This is a genomic window from Synechococcus sp. BL107 (assembly GCF_000153805.1).
In the GTDB taxonomy this organism is placed as follows: Bacteria; Cyanobacteriota; Cyanobacteriia; order PCC-6307; family Cyanobiaceae; genus Parasynechococcus.
The window spans coordinates 1,247,870-1,266,548 of record NZ_DS022298.1; the positions used below are offsets into that span (position 1 = coordinate 1,247,870).

Below are 18,679 nucleotides of genomic sequence, written 5' to 3' on the forward strand. Positions count from 1 at the left end.
CTGCCTCGCTCATTGATACATATTTAATCTCTTAATCAACGATGTGATTTCTTCTGATACTCGCGGTCTGCGATCAACATCGCATTGTCATCATCGTGAAATTGGCATCCGTACATCAGGTGAGTGATGCGGTCGACATCCATTCCACGATGTATAACTTCCTGCCACAACTGCGATGTCCGTGATTCATCTGCGAGCTGGAACTGCGCTCGAACCAGCCTGCGTGTCAGAGAGAGGTAGGACTGACGATCATTTCTAAGTCGGCACTCCTCAACTTCCTCGAGGGATTTGTCGTAGCCAATTCCTCGATAGCTCAGATGAGGATGCAAATCACCTAGATGATGTTCATCACAGGTGTTGTATCCCTTTCCTCGGTAATTCAGTTGCTTGCAGACTTTCTCAGCTGCTGGCTGATGCTCGTATACGTGTCCGCGATACAAAAGCGTGCTCATGAACCGACCTCAAAATTGCTCGGGTCCCCGTTCCTTGACCCAAGTCGGACTGCACCCCTTAGAGGGGCGAACGTTCTGATCTGGGGGTGAGAGGCCAGCCCACCTACGACAGGAATGGGGTGACCTCTCCTATTGTTCGCTTCCGACACCCCTATGACGCAGGTAAAGGGGCCATGCCGCATGCCATTTCTGGCGTGATGCGAAGTGTCGGGCTTTTCAAGCACCTGGGGCCAAGGTTCCAGGTAATGGACTCTCTGGCTCTGACGAGTGCCCCCCGACATGTTGGTGCCGAGATTTAGGGCAAGCCCATGGATGGTGAGAGAACACATGGAGCAGAAGCTTGAAAAGTCAGGCTGCTTCTAACGATTGCTGTGTTGGACCGTCATCTCTCATTGATGCCTCCGATCTCAATGGACTCACTATCGTCAGCGGTCACACACAAGGCAATCGGTCTTAACGCTCATTGTCCTTCGAACCCTATTCACCTGATGATGGGCTCGACGTGCTTGATCGAGGAAGAATTTCTGTAAGACAGGAGGAATCTGTAAGTCCTCTGATAGGTCGCACTTAGTGGCTTATTCAGCAAGCTGCTTGAGCTGGCTGACCTTCAGTAACGGGGTCAAGATCGAGACGTGAAAGTCAGCTGAGGAGTGGTATGCGGGGGAATCGCAAAAGGTCAAATCGCAGTAGCTACAGCTCGGACGACCCTGTTAAGAGACCAACTTTTCTCTATCGATATTGTTCTTTGTGAATCGATATTGCAGGAGTCGATAAGGTTCTATCCCATATATAGGTGTATCTAGGGATTGCTTGAGGCCATCAAGACCTGTCAGCATTTTCTTGGGTCCGACGGCTGCGGGGAGGCAGTCGTTTTTTATGGTTCAAGACAATACGGATGTCACCAATTGGGGGCCGATAGCGCAGAACATTTGATCCATAGTCTTTTAGCTTCAGCCTTTGAAGCAAGACGGGTCCCTTCAAAAAGGATGGAGCCGTGGGGGAGTTGCTTTCGTGCTTCTCCTCTTTTTTTATAGCCTTCATGATTCAGCAATCACACGCCAAATAGGTGAATAAAAATGATTCATTTGCGCAATTGATTGAAAAGTTGGAATCCATACTGAAGTCAAACCTAGCCATTAAAAGATTTCCGATATACGCCATCTCCACGCATCATCAGATATTAATGATTCGGGATTCTAGGCAAATATTTTGGCCAACTAGAAGATAGATGTCTGATCAGTAAGAAAGATCCTTTTGTACGGGTATATGCCGCTCTTCCAATCGTCTGGCTCCTGTATTAGCTGAGACATGTTGGGCATCGGATCGCATGAGCACGAAGGTACTACCAGCTTTCGTAATACCACTCTTTTCCATACTCTCGACGATATTTGCCCAGTTGTCGCTCGCGGCTTGATCTATTGCGACCTAAGTAGATTATCAATGCTGGCAACTAATTTCTTCCTTGGGAGTGGCATCAGGTAGTAATTGCCTCATATCCCCGAGTAAAAGAGAGGGTGCAATGTTCAGCGACGGTCAGGCTGCTGGAACTTCTGTAGAGATACACACCCTGACGTTGTTCTGGCCTTTGGCAACAACCCAGCGTGTTCTCCGATTTAGGACCATCGGAATACCGGTTTCCACGGCGTCGAATTCAATGGTGTTTTCGCCGAAATAGGCATTGTCCGTGTACCCGTCAAAGCCCAAGACCCTGGTTTCAACAGTTCCTTGGGCTTCATTAAGGATCAAATCAATGGCCCCTTTACTAGGTCTTGAGCCCTGGTGGTCTTTGAAGTCACATCGCAAATAGGTAGGCTCTGTGCTTGCTGCGAGAGGCCATGCCAATAGCCCAGCAGCAGCAATGGCGGTGATTCGTCTCATCGGTCGGTACCCAAGCATTTGTTCTTGTACCCGCTGTTTACGTTCGTCAGCGTGAATCCACTTCTAGCCCTTTGGTCCAGTCACCCCCTTCATCAACTGGCATGGGCCTAGATCCCCCTCGTTCTCTCTGAACTGAGGCCACCCAATACCTTCGGCATCGAGTGAAGACCCCTGGTGTGACTGAGTCCAGCCGCTGGATCTAGCCAGAACTGCAGGATTTTTCAATAAGAACTATTGTCCTCTTTCTTCTGATGGATTTGCTTTAAGTGGGCCTGAAGTGGGCAAGCAAGCGCATGGAATGGTCGATGCTTGCCGTCGAAGATAATAGTTCCTATCGGCTCGGCATTTAGGGTGCTGATAATCATGGAACTCCAGCATTCATCTTTTTCTAATTGATTATTTATGAACCCTATGGCATCAAGGGCTACATTTTGTACATTTCAGCTTTACTCAAAACGTCCACTATGAACAGAGCCTAAGTACTTATTTGCGGAGCATGGTATTTAATATTACAGGAGCCCCTTAGGAAGATAGCTATAAGAATATTAGTCGCTTCCATGTCATGCCCCAGAAACAAGAATTCTTGGCTTTCGTTGAAAAGCAAACGGCCAAGTCATTGGTGAATAATAGTCCAAAATCGCCTGATTTATTGCCTAAGCCAATACGTAGAGAATTTAGTAACAAGCTCAGTTATTGGAAGTACCAGTTTGATGGAACTTTTTGAGTCTTTTATGGAACTAAATCAGCAACACATACAATTTGCAGCGGTGAAAGGTGTTATCCATCTCAGAGCACCGCCGTCTGCAATGTTCTTTTAGAGAGAGCTGAGGCGGGTATTTCGTTCAATACCCGCTGAACCCATAGGTTCCCTCACCCGATTAGACAAGAAATGAGCGTGTTTAGGTAAAGGGTTGATTGCATCAAGACGACTAAGCAAGGTGCAGCCCCCGGGTAGTTAGGGGCTACAACCGTTCTCAAGACCACCAGGAGACTTCCTACAGATCCCGGTGGATGCGGTGAATCTGCTTTGTCCTTCAGGTTTTCAAGGCCCACCGACTACGACTCGATGTATCGGAAGAGCTAAGTCAATGTTCCAAATACAAAGGGGCTGGACCAAGGCGGCTAAGCGAAGGAGTAGCCCCCTGAGAAGGTAAGGGGCCACCGCCTCTCTCAAACCCACCGAAGAGACTCCATATCCCGGTGGATCGTGTTCATGGTCTGGATTCCATGAACGTAATTCACTCTCTCTTCGCCAGCAGGTCTGACGCATCCACTCACTACGGGTAGATGTATCAGAAGAGCTAACTCAATGTTCTTGCCATCAGTGTTGAATCTGTTGGGCTCAGCGAAGAGATAAAGACGCTCTGCTCTTAACTCTTGCGTCTTTGAGGTCGACACCGCACTTGGCTTAAGCGTGACTGCTCAGCAGCAAGATGAATCTCTTGAGCAGACAGGGGCCTCACTGAGGACATCAGAACTGGATCGGTCCAGTAATCGAGGCTGTCGAGTGTTCCTAGGCGTAATGGACAAATAGGACCCGCCTTCATGGCTCCCTCCCTTTCTAAGGGAACCCTAAAGCGAATTGTGACAATCAGCCCTCCGTCCACCGTAAATCGACACTTGCGGGGCTGGTGATCAGACCGCTTCGAGATTTCCGTCGTTTTGATTTCCGTTTGCAGGATCAACCAGCTCTTCCTGAAGCCACCGCATGTATTTGCGGTATTTCAAGGCTGAGTTCGTCATTCCCGCCTGGTGGGTACGCCTGCAGGAGATGGTCCATCCGAAGGGAAAAGCATTTGTTTTCGTTGAGCCTTAATCGGCGTGTCGAGAGGAGTCGCTAGAGGAATCTTTCAGCAGACGATGCACCAGGGGCGCGACGGGGCTGGCCTGGGGGATCGATCAATCAATCCTGAATCGATCCAAATACTGTCAATAGGTCATATCCGATGCTCAGAAAGTCGTGTGGTGGGCACGGCAATCGATGGACGTTCACCACACGCTCACCACATACCTACCCCTGAGCAATAAAAAACCGCCCCTTGCGGAGCGGTGAAGATGTCAGTTGGGGGCTGACTTTTAAGCGAGTCGGGGAGACAGGATTCGAACCTGCGGCATCTTGCTCCCAAAGCAAGCGCGCTACCAAACTGCGCCACTCCCCGGCACCTCGACAGATTAACTGTCGGTGGTCAGCCGTTTGGCAAGAGCAACACCGCTGCGGATCGCCCCTTCGCCGGTTCCGAAGTGAGGGCCCTCAATCCAGTCGCCGCAAAAGCCAACAGTGCTCTGGCGACACCACTGCAAATGACTCGGTACGGGGTGATTGAGAGGTTGTGCGGCTCCCCAGCGCATCACGCCCATCGATCGTGCTGATTCCAAGGCTTTGCAAAGAGCAGGCCAATGCACGAGGAGTTCGGGAAGAACATCGCCTAAACGTTTTGCCTCGGATTCAAGCAATGCGGGTTGGGTGCTGGGATCGATCGTTGCGCCGTTGTGTAACCCATGGGCCACCAAGCCAAGTCGAGCATCGGTCTGGCGATGCAGCACGATCCGCTCCACCCCCCAGCGTGTTTGTGCATCAGGGGTTAGCCAGATCTGCCAGGGAAGCGCAGGTGTCTGCAGGGCCACATCACCTAAATCGAGCATCAAGTTCCAGCGGACTGTGGATGCACTGGCCTCCAAGGTTGTGAGGACCGCATCCAACTCTGTGTCGACTCCCTTAGGAACGGCGCTTCGCAACGGCACATCGTTCCACTGGAGCATCGCCAGTGACCGGGGATGGGCCAGCAAATTGCCACTCAGGACGAGGCGCTTGGCTTTGAGTTGCCAGTCTTCGGATTGATCACACAGGGTCCAATGCTCTGGGGTGCGATTGAGCCATCGAACCCTTGTGCTGAAGTGGCTCTCAAGCTTGTTCGAGCTTTGCCCTAACAAGCCTTCACAGACACTCGCCATAACGGGTCTGCCAGTCCACCATTCGCCAGGAGATGGTGATGCTGGATCAACGGCAACGACGTGGCCGTTTGCATCGATCGCCACCTCATGATTTTCAATGCGTTGCAGCGTTCCCGCATCTCGTAGCGGTTCGAGCAAGCCATCAACCGCTGATGGAAGGGATTCACTCAACTTGATGGCCGGAGCCCCATGGTTGATGCACCACTTCGGATCGGTACGACTGCGTCGACTGGCTGTTCGTCCTCCAGGACCTCGTCCAGCTTCCACTAAGGCAACACGACCCTGATATCCAAGCTTCTCGAGTGATGCCAGAAGGCTGCAACCACCCAGCCCGGCTCCAATAACAACAAGGTCGTAGTGATTCACGCGGTGCGATTACATCCAGTAGCGCTCTGCTGCTGCCCTTGAGAAAAGTCCTCCCAAAAGAGCTAATAAGATCGTGACTCCGAAAAAGATGAAATAAGCCATTCGAAATCGTTGACCAGAACTATGAATTGATGACTTTCTAACAGTCTAAAAATGAAGAAGGACGATGCGTCTTGAGACGGCATCATTCCGTAAGAATGGGTCGCCTGAGATTCGAACTCAGGACCAGCCGGTTAAAAGCCGGATGCTCTACCGCTGAGCTAGCGACCCTTGCCCGCTTGGGCATGCCGATTTCGGCACCAATGGAGAGTATCACTTGGTCTGCCATCAACAAACAGACTGTTGGGCAATGACATTCCAGCCATGCCAGCGCAGGTCCCGTGGCCGAATCCTTCGATTGCTCCTTCGGCTTGGGTGGCTCCAAGCGCTGTGGTGATCGGAGCTGTTTCGTTGGCGGATGGGAGCAGCCTTTGGCCCACGGCAGTGGCACGGGGGGACATGGCCGCCATCACCATCGGTGCATACAGCAATGTCCAAGATGGGGCCGTGCTGCATGGCGATCCGGGACAACCGGTCTGGATTGGCCAAGAGGTCACCATTGGTCACCGTGCGGTGATTCATGGGGCGACCCTGAAGGATGGCTGTTTGGTGGGTATTGGCGCCATCGTTTTAAACGGCGTCACCATTGGGGAGGGTGCGCTCGTTGCGGCAGGTTCTGTGGTGACCAAGGACGTTCCACCACGAACGATGGTGATGGGGATTCCGGCCAAGGTTTGTCGAGAACTTTCTTTGGAGTGTGTGGAGGAGCAACAAGCCCATGCCCGCCGCTACTCAGATTTGGCCCAATTGCATGCGCAGCGCCTGGATTGATTGCATCGAAATGGATCATCTGGCATGAAAAAGCGCGATATCTGACGGGTTGTCCGTAAGATCACCGTGCGCATTTTCAAGTTGCAAGCATGGTCCGAGTTGCTCTTGGCCTGGTTCTGATCCTCGCCATCGTCGGTTACTCGGCCTTCAGTGTGATTACCACTGGCCAGGTGCTCGGCATTGATGCCCGGGTCTTCCTGGTGATTGCTCCCATCCTTGCGGCGCTGAGTTGGGCCGCCTTCAACATCGGTCGTGCCGCTGTGGGACAACTGCAGCTTTTGTTAAGACGCAGCCGCGCCTGATTCAGGTCTTTAAAAATTCGTAGGCTGAGGGCTGCCTCGGCCGTTCCGTTGCTCAACGATCGATCTGTCACTCGATCCGTCACTGTGTTGGGGGCAGGGTTAGCTGGCACCGAAGCAGCCTGGCAAGTGGCTTGCGCTGGCATACCGGTCACCTTGGTGGAGATGAGGCCTGTGCGTCGCTCACCGGCGCACCACAGCAGCGATTTTGCTGAATTGGTCTGCAGCAACAGCTTTGGTGCTCTGAGTAGCGATCGCGCCGCCGGTTTGTTGCAAGAGGAGTTGCGACGCTTGGGCTCCCTCGTGATTCGCACCGCCGATGAACATGCCGTTCCTGCCGGTGGTGCTCTCGCCGTGGACCGTGGTCGTTACAGCGCTGCGCTCACGGAGATCCTTGATCAACATCCCTTGGTGACGATTGAACGTCGCGAGCAGATGGATCTGCCAGATGTTGACGCTGTCACCGTGCTTGCAACAGGCCCACTCACCAGTGAGTCGCTCGCGAACGATTTGAGGGGGTTTACCGGCCGAGACGACTGCCATTTCTTCGATGCGGCGAGCCCCATCGTCCATGGCGACAGCATTGATCTCAATTTGGCTTTCCGAGCAAGTCGCTACGACAAAGGCGACGCCGATTACATCAACTGCCCGATGAATAAGGCCGAGTTTCTCGCGTTCCGCGAGGCTCTGCTGGAGGCAGAACAGGCGGAACTCAAGGATTTTGATCAGGAGAGTGCCAAATTCTTTGAGGGTTGCTTACCGATTGAGGAGTTGGCTCGTCGTGGTGAAGACACGATGCGCTACGGCCCTCTCAAGCCCATTGGCCTTTGGGATCCTCGTTGGGGAGACGTCAACGATCGTGACGTGCGGAGGGCGAAGCGTGCCTACGCCGTTGTTCAACTGCGTCAGGAAGACAAAGACGGTCGCTTATGGAATCTCGTGGGTTTTCAAACCAACCTCAAATGGGGTGAACAGAAGCGGGTTTTGCAAATGATTCCCGGCTTGGCCCAGGCGGAATTTGTTCGTTTCGGGGTGATGCACCGCAACACCTTCCTTGAATCCCCCCAGCTGCTGGACCCAACGCTGCAGTTCCGCACACGCCGGCATCTTTTGGCCGCAGGTCAGATCACGGGAACCGAGGGGTACGCGGCGGCGGTCGCTGGAGGTTGGCTCGCGGGAACCAATGCGGCGCGGCTTGTGCGGGGTTTGGATCCCATCGCGTTGCCGAACACCACGATGGCTGGTGCCCTCACCCACTTCGTGAGCGAAGCCCCCACAAAGAAGTTTCAGCCCATGCCCCCCAACTTTGGGCTGCTGCCAGACCTCCCCGAGCGGATTCGCGACAAACGGGCCCGTTACGGTGCGTATCGCGATCGATCCTTGGCTGATTTGGAGCCGATTCGTGCACTCATCCCAGAACCATTGCTGGCATGACCCACCCTTGCAGGGGGTGCTTGGACTGTTATTTCGACCCCATGTGATGTTGAAGATGATCGGTGCCTTGTTGACGCAGACCGCAGCGATGAATCCGCCAATCGCACATTTTGATCCAACCCTGCAGGCTGCCCCTTAGCGTCATCATTAGAGGTGTTCGAAGCTTTGGGCGATCAGCAGCAATGGGATGCCGTCGTGATCGGCTCCGGTGTGGGTGGTTTAGTCACAGCGAGCCAACTCGCGGCGAAGGGTGCAAAAACGCTGGTGCTGGAGAGATACCTCATTCCTGGTGGGAGCGGAGGTGCCTTTCATCGGAACGGTTACACCTTTGATGTGGGGGCCTCGATGATTTTTGGCTTTGGGGAGAAGGGCTACACCAACTTGCTAACGCGCGCTCTGGCGGACATCGGGGAACACTGCGACACCATTCCTGATCAGGCCCAGCTGGAATATCACATGCCCGGTGGGTTACGCATTGCCGTCGACCGCGACTACGACACCTTTATTGCCGATCTTTCAGCCCGTTTCCCCCATGAAGCGACGGGAATTCGCCGCTTTTACGACGCCTGTTGGCAGGTGTTCAACTGCCTTGATGCGATGCCGTTGTTGTCGCTGGAGGATCCTGCTTATCTCACCAAGGTTTTTTTCAAAGCGCCTTTCGCCTGCTTGGGATTAGCGCGTTGGCTTCCTTTCAACGTCGGGGCCGTGGCGCGTCAGCACATCAAAGATCCCCAACTACTGAAGTTCATTGATATCGAATGTTTTTGCTGGTCGGTGATGCCGGCCGATCGAACACCAATGATCAACGCTGGCATGGTGTTTTCAGACCGTCATGCCGGTGGGATCAACTACCCCAAAGGGGGGGTGGGTGTGATTTCTCAAAAGCTTGTGAAAGGTTTGGAGCGCCATGGGGGAGAGATTCGCTACAAAGCCCGCGTCACTCAAGTGTTGATTGAAGAGGGCCAGGCGATTGGCGTGAAGTTGGCCGATGGTGAAATCATCCATGCCAAACGGGTGATTTCCAATGCCACCCGTTGGGACACCTTCTCTGGTGAGGTGGGAGCAGCGAAGGGGGAAAGTCAGGCCCTTGTCGGGGCCGAACAAACTCCCGCCAAGGAACAGGTTTGGCGGCGACGTTATGTGCCTTCGCCCTCGTTTCTATCGCTTCACCTGGGTGTACGGGCCGACTTGATTCCGGCAGGCACCCATTGTCATCACCTGTTGCTGGAGGACTGGGAGCGGATGGAAGACGAGCAGGGCGTGATTTTTGTGTCGATGCCATCTCTGCTCGACCCCGATTTAGCACCCTCGGGGCATCACATCGTCCATACATTCACGCCGTCATCAATGGAGGCGTGGAAAGGGCTGAATCCTTCGGATTACAAAGCCAAAAAAGAGGCTGATGCGGCACGGATGATTCAACGCTTGGAGGCGATTCTTCCTGGCTTGTCTGAGGCGATCACCCACAAGGAGATCGGAACACCGCGCAGTCACCGACGTTTCTTGGGACGTTTCCAAGGCAGTTATGGACCGATTCCAGCAATGCAATTGCCAGGATTGTTGCCGATGCCGTTCAATCGCACGGGGGTGAAACATCTGTATTGCGTTGGGGATTCATGTTTCCCCGGGCAAGGTTTGAATGCTGTGGCCTTCAGTGGTTTTGCCTGTGCACACAGGGTTGGTGCCGATTTGGGCCTCAACCCTTGGGCTCTGCCGGCGTGATGGGCTGATTAGCCTTTCGAGAGTGGAAAAGAAGTGATGCCGAACAATCCGCAGCCTTCGTCAGAAGATTTAGCCCGATTTATGGAGCAACGCGGGGACATCCATAAGCCGTGGAACCTTCAAATTCTTCGTCTTCAGAAACTCAAAGAGGCCAAAAACAGCATGGATCCGATGGAGTACATCGCCAAACTGCAAGAGGCCCATGCAGATTTGATGCGCTTGGGCAAATTTTGGAAGGGGCGAGAAGCCGAAGTGTTTGAAGGTTCCTATGTGCCGTCCGCTCTTATTGAGCCATTGCCTGGATCATCCGACGATCGCTGAATTCCATGGAACGCTTTGGTCTTTCACCCTTAATTCGCTTCACCCTGCTGGCTTTGTACGTGGCTTTGGTGCTTCCGCTGCCCGTCCTGGCTCCTGAACCATTGAGGCCCTGGATGGTGGCAGGTTTACTGACGGGGCTGGTGTTGGTCTTGGGGTTGCTTAGCGAGCAGGTCGAAACCGATGCAGCAGGCCTTCGGGTGCGTTATCCCGGCTGGATTCGTTGGTTGTTGCGTCGGAGTTGGTCGATGGAGTGGGCCGATATCCGTGGATTGGTCCCCGTTGGGACGAGCCAGGGTGGAACCGTGTACTACCTAAAGGCCGCTGACTGTCGCCATCAATTACTACCTCAGCGAATCGAGCGATTTGATTTGTTTTTGAAACTTCTGAGTGAACGGTCCTCCGTTTCAACGAAGGGAATTGGTCGCCTCACTCCTCCTTGGACATATCAGGTGCTTGCTTCCCTCGCAGCTCTCATGGTGGTTGGAGAGCTGGCATCCGGTTTGGCGATGAGCCAGGGCTGGATCAGCTTGCCGGCAGGTTATCCAGGCTGAAGCGATAGCCCCGTTGACGCACGGTGGTGATGCCACCACCCTCGCCAAGTCCAGCCTGCTCGAGCTTGCGCCGCAGGGTGAGAACTTGAGTATCGACAGAGCGGGGACCACCACTGAAGGGAGGCCACGCCATCCGAAGCAATTCTTGGCGACTGCGAACCAACCCAGGTGGCATGAGCAAGGCACAAAGCAGTGCGAATTCCCGAGGACTGAGTTCCACCGGTTTGTCGCGAAGCGTCACCTGCCTTAGCAGCAAATGCACCTCAAGCGGACCGACGGTGACACGTTCTTGAAGCCCGCTATGACCTCTCTTTAAAAGTGTGCGGCATCGTGCTGCTAGCTCTTCTAAGCCAAAGGGCTTGCGCAAAACATCGTCAGCCCCATCGTCCAGGAGGCCGACAACAGGTTCGGCACCAGTACGGGCTGTCAACACGATCACAGGACAACGAAGTTGTCCAGCAAGGCGTAGGGCAGAACTCTGCTCGAGGATCTCTGCACTCACCAGGAGATCTGGCGATTGATCCTGACAAACCTCTAGCGCTTCGACGGCTCGACCAACGGCTGCGGTGAGGTGGCCGTCTTGGCGGAGACGCTGCACCAAAACAGTGCGGAGGGTGGGATGGGGCTCAACCACCAGAACACGTGATGGTTCAAGACCACTTCCTGAGTCAGGCATGGTGATGGCCTGGTCAGTGGGAATGCTCGACTCAGTAAGTAAGTCTTGTGGCGTTGAAGTCACTGGATCGAACAATGCGCGACTAGGCTAGTACCAATTTCACGTAGTGCTGGTAGCGAGAGCTGCCAACCCCGATCAATGACGTCACTTGATGACCCACAGGCCATCCGTCATTTCCAATCCATTTGTGACGCGTGCCAGGAGCTCACAACGCGATATCACACGCCCTCCGAGCTGCGGCTTTACGCCGATGGTTATCTTCATGCGCTTCGAAAAACTGGCTCTCTCGACGTCCGTGAGCAGCATCGCCTAGAGCAGTTAATCGACCGCTGGATCTTGGATCCATCGAGTTTCATTGGCCCGGATGGGGACGTCAGCACGCTCTACATGCAGCATCCCCACGGCTATTAAATCCCTCTAACTGGCGAGAGCAATTTCAAGTTTTTCCTTGAGTTCGCCAGAGTTATACATCTCGATCAGGATGTCTGATCCACCCATAAATTCCCCTTTGACGTAGATCTGAGGAATGGTTGGCCAACTTGAGAATTCTTTGATTCCCTGACGAATCTCCATGTCAGAGAGCACATCGAAGGTTTCAAAAGCCACCCCGAGGGAGTGAAGAATCTGAACCACGTTGTTGGAGAAGCCACATTGCGGCATCAATTTTGAGCCCTTCATGAAAACGAAGATTGGGCTCGTCGCGATCAAGCCTTCGATGCGTGATTTCGTGGAAGCGTCCATGACGAGGAAAGGAGGTCTCGAGAATTAGGAAGGGACGGATGTGCTGAGTGCCAAAGCATGAATGGCCTCACTGGCGAGCTCCTGTTGAAGGGCTCCATACACCATTTGGTGTTGCCGGATCCGCGTTAGGCCACTGAATGCGGAAGACACCACACTCACTTGAAGATGGTCTCCACCGCCAGTGAGATCTTCAACGGTCACCGTTGCATCAGGAATGGCACGTTGGATTGCAGATTCGACCGCGGACGGCTGCACCATGACGAAAACTCCCAATTCAATGATGTTGGCAGATGAACTCAGCTGCCAGGCCTTGATGCACCCTTGAACTCCGTTTCGACAAAACCAAGTTCGACAAGGCTCTGATAAGCCTTTTGGCCCTGAGGTTTGGATGGTGTCATCAGTTTCACCACCTCAACAAGGACGGGAACGGCCACTTCAGGTTGGTTTTGACGACGGAAGATGGCCGCTAAGCGCAAATCTGATTCCGCCAATAAGCCAAGGGCTTCACGTCCTTTTTCGTCCATCTCCCGGGGGATGCGTGCATCCAGTCCGCGGAAAGCGCCGCTTAAATCGCGATAAAACGACAACAGCTGTTTTGACACTTTGCGTGCTTTGTCGTACTCGATACGAGCGCTAGCGAGGTCTCCCCGGGCTGCGGCGGCGTCACCACGGGAAATCATCCCGCGAACGGCCGATGGATTAAAGCCAGTGTCGCTTTGCGCCAAAACCCTGTCGCTGGTCGCCTGTTGAGCCAGAAGGGGAGGAGCCGTGACACCAAGCGTGGCCACCAGGGCGGCAGCCGTCAGCAGAGAGCGACAACCCATGGGGTCATACAGAGCAATTTGCGCGGACTTTAGAAGGCTTTTAGCGGTCGTCCAACAGCCTTGCGGGCCGCTTGTTCAGCCGTATGCATCGCAGCGGTGAGTTGGTCGTTGAATTGTTGCGCCGCATCTCGGCCCGTTTCATTGGGGACGTGCAACGCCTCGCCAAAGCAGACCGCGGCACGACTCAACGGGCGTGGCGGCGCTTGGCTGTAGCCCAGACCAACTGGAATGACAGGAACTTGGACCCCCTGGCTTTGGGCGAGCTGGGCAAGACGCATCAGCCCACCACGCACCTGAATCGGGGCATCGCTGCGTTGAATCCGCCCTTCTGGAAACATCACCAATTGCTGGCCACTGGCCAATAAATCAATGGCAAACCGAAGTGTGGTCATCGACGGGCGACCTTGATTCACAGGGAAACAGCCCAAACGTTGCAGGAACCATCCCTGCAGTCCTTTCATTTCCGTCGTTGTCACCATGAAGCGACAGTCACGACCCGTGACCCGTCGGCCTGCTGCCATGGGCAAAAGCAGAGCATCCCAACGGGCTCGATGGGTTGGTGCTAACAGAACAGGTCCGTGATGCGGCAGGCGTTCGCGATGTAACACCAACCGTTCCCGGAATTGCAATGGCAGCGCCAAGTCTTGGGTGGCAAGCATGGCCAAGGGTGCCCAGAAGCGGTCGATCCCGACCTGCAGAGCGCTTTCTCGTGTTGCCAGTGCCGCTGTCAACGGTGAACAGTCGTCAGGAAAACCTCGAGAATGTAAGGCCCGCTGGCCAACCTGCATAGGATTTGGCCATCAATACAAGCCTCCATGGCCAGCTTGGGCGTCAATATCGATCACATTGCCAACATTCGCGAAGCGCGACGCACGGTGGAACCCGATCCCGTGCCGATGGCGATGCTTGCTGAATTGGGTGGTGCTGATGGGATCACGGTCCATCTCCGAGAAGATCGACGTCACATTCAAGATCGTGACGTTGAGTTGTTGCGGCAGACCGTTCGGTCTCGACTGAACTTAGAGATGGCTGCTACGGACGAGATGGTGGCCATTGCTTTGAAGGTGAAGCCAGACATGGTGACGCTGGTACCCGAGCATCGCCAAGAGGTGACAACGGAGGGTGGTCTTGATGTGGTTGCCCAGTTGTCGGAACTCACTGGAATGGTGAGCCGGCTCCAAAGCAACGGAATTCCCGTGAGCTTGTTTGTGGATCCTGCGGCGACCCAATTGCAAGGGTGTATTGATTCAGGGGCGCGTTGGGTGGAACTCCACACCGGGCGTTATGCGGAAGCCAGTTGGAATGAGCAGCCCCATGAATTAGCTCGGCTTACCGAGGGCACCGCCACGGCCCGTGCCATGGGATTACGCGTCAATGCAGGTCATGGGCTCACGTATCAGAACGTGGAGCCTGTGGCGGCGATCCCGGGAATGGAAGAACTGAACATTGGCCATACGATCGTTGCCCGTGCTGTTGTCGTTGGACTGCAACAGGCGGTGCGTGAAATGAAGGCGTTGGTTCAGAATCCCCGTCGTGACCCCTTGTTTGGACAGGCACTCGGATGACCACATATCACTTCGTTGCCGCCAGCGAGACGTTCCTCACCGTTGATGAACCTCTCGAGGAAGTGCTCAAGGAGCGTCGGCGCCACTACGCCGAAACCAACCGAGAGATCGACTTTTGGTTGGTGAGACGCCCTGCATTCCTTCAAGCATCAGAGCTTGGCGAGTTGGCCAGCCAAGTGCCTCAACCGGCCGCCGCGGTTGTATCCACAGATGAAAAATTCATCACATTTTTGAAATTACGGTTGGAATACGTTGCCGTGGGACGTTTCGAAGCTCCCTCCTCGACCATTCCTGACCCCTTGTCTGGCAGCATTTGATGCATCCAAGTTCATTACCCGTTTCCAAACGGATCACGTTGTTGGTTCGAGCTTTGAATGGTGCCGAAAAAACCAATCAGGCCCTCGCAACATGTGCGGATGGCGATGCCATGGTGGATATCTTGTTGGGTGCATCCGCGAAGCTTGGCCTTGGGTTGACGCGCCGCGATCTGACTGAAACTCCGCCCATTCGCGATTGGATTTGGTTTAAAAATAACCAACCCTTAATTACAATTGGCAAGTGAATTAAAAGGTTAGTTGATTTAGTGAAAAGTCGAATGATCGCTATAAGTTTTTTCTTTTTGAATCAATTCTTTCGAGGTTGATGGGTATCGCTATCGACTCGGTCAATGATTTGTCTTGTTCTTGGCACTGCCACCTCTGATGTCTGGCAAGTCAGGAGCTGATTATTTTGTGGGGGTAGGCCAGCCCAGCTCGAGCGGGTGCTTTCTGTTCCAACTGATGATTCAGGATTTTGCTGACCCTCTATCGCAGCAACCGCGCTGAATTCCTCGCTCAGTTGCTGGCTCAGCAACTGATTGACCAGCAACCGGGCCCGTTGGAGACGCTGGAGGTGATGGTGAACACCTGGCCCACCAGCCGTTGGTTGGGGGAACAACTTGCGGTGGCGAATGGAATTAGCTCCTTGGTTCGATTCCCCTTCCCAGGTAGTCGATTTCGAGAGTTGGTTCGTCAGGTTTTAGACCTCCCGCCAAAGGAAGCCGATCCTTGGCGCGCCAACCAATTGGTGTGGCCGGTGTTGGAAATCCTCCCAGAGTTGCTCGAGCAGCCAGCCGCCCTGCCGCTCAAGCGTTGGTTGGATGGTCGGGAGGGAGGTCGCCATCCCCAAGCCCTCAGCCGTGATCGCTGGCAGCTGGCCCGAATGATCGCTGATGCCTTCGACGATTACGCCCTCTATCGCGCTGATCAACTGGCTCAGTGGAGTGCCTCTCCATCATCAGCAGAGACCGATTGGCAACCACTGCTTTGGCGTCGTCTGGCGGATCAGCTGAACCGCCCACCCTTTGGCCTGCAGGTCCGTGACGCCATCGACCGATTGCGGCGCGGTGTCGTGTCCGCTGATTCTCTGCCAAAGCGACTGCGTTTGTTTGGAATCAGTGCCCTTGCCCCCGTGCAAGTGGATTTGATTCAGGCCCTCTCGGGTGTTCTTGATGTAGAGGTGTATCTCCTCACGCCTTGCCCCGATCTTTGGCAACGCTGTGGTAGCCGTCGGGAGTTGCTTCAGGAGGCTTGGTTGGAGCCCCCAGATGGGCGTTGGCTTGAGGCGGCACCGAGGTTGGAGGCCAGTTTTGGCCGCATGGGGGCTGAGTTCCAGCAATTGTTGGAGGGGTCGGGTGATGTGCAATTGGGTGAGCGGCGCGAGGGAGATCTCTTTGCGTCACCGGTGCAGATGGCTGCACTATCTCCGGGCTCTCCATCCCTCCTGGAACAGCTGCAGGAGCAGCTTGTTGATCCGGATCAGTCGGGAGGACTACACCGAATAGCCAAGGATCAATCCCTCTTATTCCAAGCAGCGCCTGGACCTTGGCGGGAGGTGCAACTGGTGCGCGATCGGATTCTCCAATGGCTTGCTGCGGATCCAGACCTCGCTCCGCGTGATGTGCTGGTGATGACGCCGCAGGTGGATCGATATGCCCCGTTGCTGAATTCAGTGTTCAACGATGCCGATGCCATCGGTGTTGATCTGCCCTGGCGTCTCACCGACCGCACTCAGCAAAGCAGCCCTGGCCTGTCAATGGCCATGCTCAATCTGCTGGAGCTGGCGGCGGGGCGTCTAACGGCAACCGGCTTAGAGCAATGGTTGGCCAACCCTGCTCTTCAAGAATTACAGGGGTTGTCGTCCGAGGACTGCACTCTGATGACGCGGGTTTTGCAGCACACCGGTTTCCGTTGGGGTCTGGATGCAACGGAACGGGGTGGAGACGAAACCCATGGGTTGCGTTGGTGTTTAGACCGCTGGCTTTTGGGCCTGGTGTTGCCTGTTCGTGATGGATTAGCCCCTGCGGGTGCGGCACCGTTCCAGTGGGAATTGGATCCGGAACGCTTAGTGCGGTGGTGGACGCTGTTGGATCGCATGGCTCGGATGCTCGAGCAGTTCAGGCGACCCCAGACTTGTGCTGCATGGGTGGCGTTGCTGCAGTCGGTACTCCAGGAGTTGTTTGGGGATGGTCGTGCTTGGAGTGGTGAATTACAAACGTGGACTGCTGCTTTAGAAGACTGGCGATTGCGGGCCGTGGATTGTGCGCTGGAGCTGGACATTGCCGTTGTCTTGGAGGTGCTCAATGAAGCCCTGTCGGTGGATAGCGGTCGCTTTGGGCATCGCACTGGCTCGCTCACCATCAGCGCCTTGGAACCGATGCGGGCGATCCCCCACAAGGTGATTGTGTTGATGGGGCTGGATGGCGCCGTGTTCCCGCGTCCCAATCAACGCCCCGGCTTCCATTTGCTCGAGCAGCACCGACGGCTTGGGGATCCCCGCGGTAGTGATCAAGACCGGTACGTCTTATTGGAGGCGTTGATGTCGGCACGACGCCACCTATTGATCAGTTGGTGTGGTCGTAATGAACGCACCGGAGAGGCCCAACCCCCTGCGGCTCCAGTGGAGCAATGGTTGGCCCAACTCCAGCAGGAGTTGTCCAGCAGCAGCACCGATGGGTTGGTGCTAACGCCAGCTGCCAACCCCCTTGCACGTAGCAACTTTCAAATCGAGGCTCCTTTGAGTTGCGATCGCCGTCAGTTGGAGGCCCGCCGCTGGTTGGATCGTTCTCGACCGGAACCGCAACAGGCCTTGGCGTGGCCGCCGGCCTGGACGTTTCCTCTCGCGGACTCAAGGATCAGTTCCATGCCAGAGGAGCCGTTGGTATTTGAAGAGCTCCTGCGCTGGATGCATCAACCCCAGGCAGCTTGGTTGCGCTCGAAGGGGCTACGACCAGGTGAGGGGATTGATGCCGTGGAGGATCTCGACCCCCTCGAGCTCAATGCCCTTGAGCGTTATCAGCTGCTGGATCAAAACCTGGAGCCGTTGCTTGTCGCCGGAACGCTGCCGGATTGGCCTTCGCTGCTGGCCGGTCAGGGGGTGATGCCGGCTGGAGCTGGTGCGGCCCTAGAGCAACAGGAGTTGGCAGATCGTTGGCAACGCCTCAGACGTCAGCTCGACAGCCTCGGCCCTTGCCGTCGTGAGGGCGTCGTGATTGAAGGTGTTCTCCGACCGCTTGTTTTTGCTGGGGAGACCCAAGTGGTTGTTCAGGCGGGAATGCTCAGTGTGAGGGGGGTGATGCGTGGATGGCTTCAACATCTCCACCTTTGCCGGTTGACGCCAACTCCCACAGCGGTGATAGCCCGCAGTACCCGTGTCATCGGTGCGGAGATTCACCTGCATTGGATGGCGTTGCCAGCGGATCAGGCGGAGGAGCAGCTGGTAACGCTGCAACGACTCGCCCAGCAGGGGATGCATCAGTGCTGGCCTGTTCCCCCTAAAAGTGGTTGGCAGATGGTTTGGCATGAGCAGCGCAAACCAGGTACGGGCTTGGATCGTTTTCGAACATGTTGGCAAGAGGAGTGCCTGTCGCCTGCGCTTCAGCTTTGTTTCGGAGCGGAGCTGGAGGCGGATGCGTTGTTGCAGACACCAGGCTTCGATGAAGCCTGTTCTGCGCTGTATCAACCCCTGTTTCAAGCGCGGCGGAGTTGATC

General features: G+C 55.0%; 19 protein-coding genes and 2 tRNA genes. 11 read left to right on the forward strand and 10 right to left on the reverse strand.

The annotated features are described in order from the left end of the window. Positions 1–35 precede the first annotated feature (35 nt). From BL107_RS06525 to BL107_RS06550, 5 genes are all read right to left on the reverse strand, one after another. A complete protein-coding gene (locus tag BL107_RS06525; RefSeq protein ID WP_009789497.1) occupies positions 36–452 on the reverse strand; it encodes a DUF4278 domain-containing protein in 417 nt (138 codons plus the stop codon). A gap of 1,533 nt (positions 453–1,985) precedes the next feature. Then, a complete protein-coding gene (locus BL107_RS06530; protein ID WP_156779411.1) occupies positions 1,986–2,330 on the reverse strand; it encodes a hypothetical protein in 345 nt (114 codons plus the stop codon). Between the two features lie 2,085 nt (positions 2,331–4,415). Further along, positions 4,416–4,489, reverse strand: a tRNA-Pro gene (locus BL107_RS06540). 13 nt (positions 4,490–4,502) lie between these two features. After that, complete coding sequence (locus BL107_RS06545) at positions 4,503–5,648, reverse strand: FAD/NAD(P)-binding protein (RefSeq protein ID WP_009789501.1); 1,146 nt, start codon at positions 5,646–5,648, stop codon at positions 4,503–4,505. A gap of 198 nt (positions 5,649–5,846) precedes the next feature. Further along, positions 5,847–5,918 (reverse strand) — tRNA-Lys (locus BL107_RS06550). Between the two features lie 93 nt (positions 5,919–6,011). Here BL107_RS06550 and BL107_RS06555 point away from each other — a divergent pair. From BL107_RS06555 to BL107_RS06580, 6 genes are all read left to right on the forward strand, one after another. Further along, positions 6,012–6,518 carry a gamma carbonic anhydrase family protein gene (locus tag BL107_RS06555; protein ID WP_037988829.1) on the forward strand — a complete coding sequence of 169 codons (507 nt, stop codon included), beginning with the start codon at positions 6,012–6,014 and terminating at the stop codon, positions 6,516–6,518. Between the two features lie 179 nt (positions 6,519–6,697). Next, entirely contained in the window at positions 6,698–6,820 is a 123-nt protein-coding gene (locus BL107_RS12925; protein WP_037988830.1) for a photosystem II protein Y, read from the forward strand. Positions 6,821–6,868: 48 nt separating this feature from the next. Next, positions 6,869–8,251, forward strand: coding sequence for an FADH(2)-oxidizing methylenetetrahydrofolate--tRNA-(uracil(54)-C(5))-methyltransferase TrmFO (gene trmFO / locus BL107_RS06565; protein ID WP_009789504.1), 1,383 nt, complete (start codon positions 6,869–6,871; stop codon positions 8,249–8,251). A 165-nt stretch (positions 8,252–8,416) separates the two neighbouring features. Beyond that, on the forward strand, positions 8,417–9,973 hold the full coding sequence (gene crtH, locus BL107_RS06570) for a carotenoid isomerase (protein WP_037988832.1): 1,557 nt from the start codon (positions 8,417–8,419) through the stop codon (positions 9,971–9,973). A gap of 36 nt (positions 9,974–10,009) precedes the next feature. Next, positions 10,010–10,294 carry a hypothetical protein gene (locus BL107_RS06575; RefSeq protein ID WP_009789507.1) on the forward strand — a complete coding sequence of 95 codons (285 nt, stop codon included), beginning with the start codon at positions 10,010–10,012 and terminating at the stop codon, positions 10,292–10,294. 5 nt (positions 10,295–10,299) lie between these two features. Then, a complete protein-coding gene (locus BL107_RS06580; protein ID WP_009789508.1) occupies positions 10,300–10,845 on the forward strand; it encodes a hypothetical protein in 546 nt (181 codons plus the stop codon). Here BL107_RS06580 and BL107_RS06585 read toward each other — a convergent pair. Next, positions 10,817–11,521: a response regulator transcription factor gene (locus tag BL107_RS06585; protein WP_009789509.1), complete on the reverse strand. Its 705-nt coding sequence runs from the start codon at positions 11,519–11,521 to the stop codon at positions 10,817–10,819. The genes BL107_RS06580 and BL107_RS06585 overlap by 29 nt on opposite strands. A gap of 138 nt (positions 11,522–11,659) precedes the next feature. On the opposite strand from BL107_RS06585, the gene BL107_RS06590 reads away from it, so the two are divergent. Beyond that, a complete protein-coding gene (locus BL107_RS06590; protein ID WP_006169936.1) occupies positions 11,660–11,932 on the forward strand; it encodes a DUF6761 family protein in 273 nt (90 codons plus the stop codon). 6 nt (positions 11,933–11,938) lie between these two features. Here the strand turns inward: BL107_RS06590 and grxD are convergent, their stop codons facing one another. Genes grxD through BL107_RS06610 form a run of 4 tightly spaced genes read right to left on the reverse strand, consistent with a single transcriptional unit; the run spans position 11,939 to position 13,817 of the window. Beyond that, positions 11,939–12,262, reverse strand: a complete 324-nt coding sequence (gene grxD / locus BL107_RS06595) for a Grx4 family monothiol glutaredoxin (protein WP_009789510.1) — start codon at positions 12,260–12,262, stop codon at positions 11,939–11,941. Positions 12,263–12,286: 24 nt separating this feature from the next. Beyond that, a complete protein-coding gene (locus BL107_RS06600; protein ID WP_009789511.1) occupies positions 12,287–12,520 on the reverse strand; it encodes a BolA/IbaG family iron-sulfur metabolism protein in 234 nt (77 codons plus the stop codon). Positions 12,521–12,558: 38 nt separating this feature from the next. Beyond that, the gene (locus BL107_RS06605; protein WP_009789512.1) at positions 12,559–13,086 is read right to left on the reverse strand and encodes a hypothetical protein; all 528 of its coding nucleotides are present in this window, start codon (positions 13,084–13,086) and stop codon (positions 12,559–12,561) included. Between the two features lie 29 nt (positions 13,087–13,115). Beyond that, on the reverse strand, positions 13,116–13,817 hold the full coding sequence (locus BL107_RS06610; protein WP_009789513.1) for a 1-acyl-sn-glycerol-3-phosphate acyltransferase: 702 nt from the start codon (positions 13,815–13,817) through the stop codon (positions 13,116–13,118). Positions 13,818–13,901: 84 nt separating this feature from the next. Between BL107_RS06610 and BL107_RS06615 the strand changes: the two genes are divergently transcribed. The 4 genes from BL107_RS06615 to BL107_RS06630 all read left to right on the forward strand — a co-directional run bounded on the left by BL107_RS06615 (position 13,902) and on the right by BL107_RS06630 (position 18,677). Beyond that, complete coding sequence (locus BL107_RS06615) at positions 13,902–14,651, forward strand: pyridoxine 5'-phosphate synthase (protein WP_009789514.1); 750 nt, start codon at positions 13,902–13,904, stop codon at positions 14,649–14,651. Next, positions 14,648–14,968 (forward strand): MgPME-cyclase complex family protein, encoded by a 321-nt coding sequence (locus BL107_RS06620; RefSeq protein WP_009789515.1) that lies wholly within the window; start codon positions 14,648–14,650, stop codon positions 14,966–14,968. The genes BL107_RS06615 and BL107_RS06620 overlap by 4 nt, the downstream gene beginning before the upstream one ends. Further along, positions 14,968–15,213 carry a hypothetical protein gene (locus tag BL107_RS06625; RefSeq protein ID WP_009789516.1) on the forward strand — a complete coding sequence of 82 codons (246 nt, stop codon included), beginning with the start codon at positions 14,968–14,970 and terminating at the stop codon, positions 15,211–15,213. The genes BL107_RS06620 and BL107_RS06625 overlap by 1 nt, the downstream gene beginning before the upstream one ends. 230 nt (positions 15,214–15,443) lie before the next feature. After that, positions 15,444–18,677: an exodeoxyribonuclease V subunit gamma gene (locus BL107_RS06630; RefSeq protein WP_009789517.1), complete on the forward strand. Its 3,234-nt coding sequence runs from the start codon at positions 15,444–15,446 to the stop codon at positions 18,675–18,677. Positions 18,678–18,679 lie beyond the last annotated feature (2 nt).

What these genes read in the sequence shown, in the direction of transcription:
- BL107_RS06525 (WP_009789497.1), bottom strand. Translation starts at nt 452, where the DNA reads ATGAGCACGCTTTTGTATCGCGGACACGTATACGAGCATCAGCCAGCA.
- BL107_RS06530 (WP_156779411.1), bottom strand. Translation starts at nt 2,330, where the DNA reads ATGAGACGAATCACCGCCATTGCTGCTGCTGGGCTATTGGCATGGCCT.
- BL107_RS06555 (WP_037988829.1), top strand. Translation starts at nt 6,012, where the DNA reads ATGCCAGCGCAGGTCCCGTGGCCGAATCCTTCGATTGCTCCTTCGGCT.
- BL107_RS06575 (WP_009789507.1), top strand. Translation starts at nt 10,010, where the DNA reads ATGCCGAACAATCCGCAGCCTTCGTCAGAAGATTTAGCCCGATTTATG.
- BL107_RS06580 (WP_009789508.1), top strand. Translation starts at nt 10,300, where the DNA reads ATGGAACGCTTTGGTCTTTCACCCTTAATTCGCTTCACCCTGCTGGCT.
- BL107_RS06585 (WP_009789509.1), bottom strand. Translation starts at nt 11,521, where the DNA reads ATGCCTGACTCAGGAAGTGGTCTTGAACCATCACGTGTTCTGGTGGTT.
- BL107_RS06590 (WP_006169936.1), top strand. Translation starts at nt 11,660, where the DNA reads ATGACGTCACTTGATGACCCACAGGCCATCCGTCATTTCCAATCCATT.
- grxD (WP_009789510.1), bottom strand. Translation starts at nt 12,262, where the DNA reads ATGGACGCTTCCACGAAATCACGCATCGAAGGCTTGATCGCGACGAGC.
- BL107_RS06600 (WP_009789511.1), bottom strand. Translation starts at nt 12,520, where the DNA reads ATGGTGCAGCCGTCCGCGGTCGAATCTGCAATCCAACGTGCCATTCCT.
- BL107_RS06605 (WP_009789512.1), bottom strand. Translation starts at nt 13,086, where the DNA reads ATGGGTTGTCGCTCTCTGCTGACGGCTGCCGCCCTGGTGGCCACGCTT.
- BL107_RS06615 (WP_009789514.1), top strand. Translation starts at nt 13,902, where the DNA reads ATGGCCAGCTTGGGCGTCAATATCGATCACATTGCCAACATTCGCGAA.
- BL107_RS06620 (WP_009789515.1), top strand. Translation starts at nt 14,648, where the DNA reads ATGACCACATATCACTTCGTTGCCGCCAGCGAGACGTTCCTCACCGTT.
- BL107_RS06625 (WP_009789516.1), top strand. Translation starts at nt 14,968, where the DNA reads ATGCATCCAAGTTCATTACCCGTTTCCAAACGGATCACGTTGTTGGTT.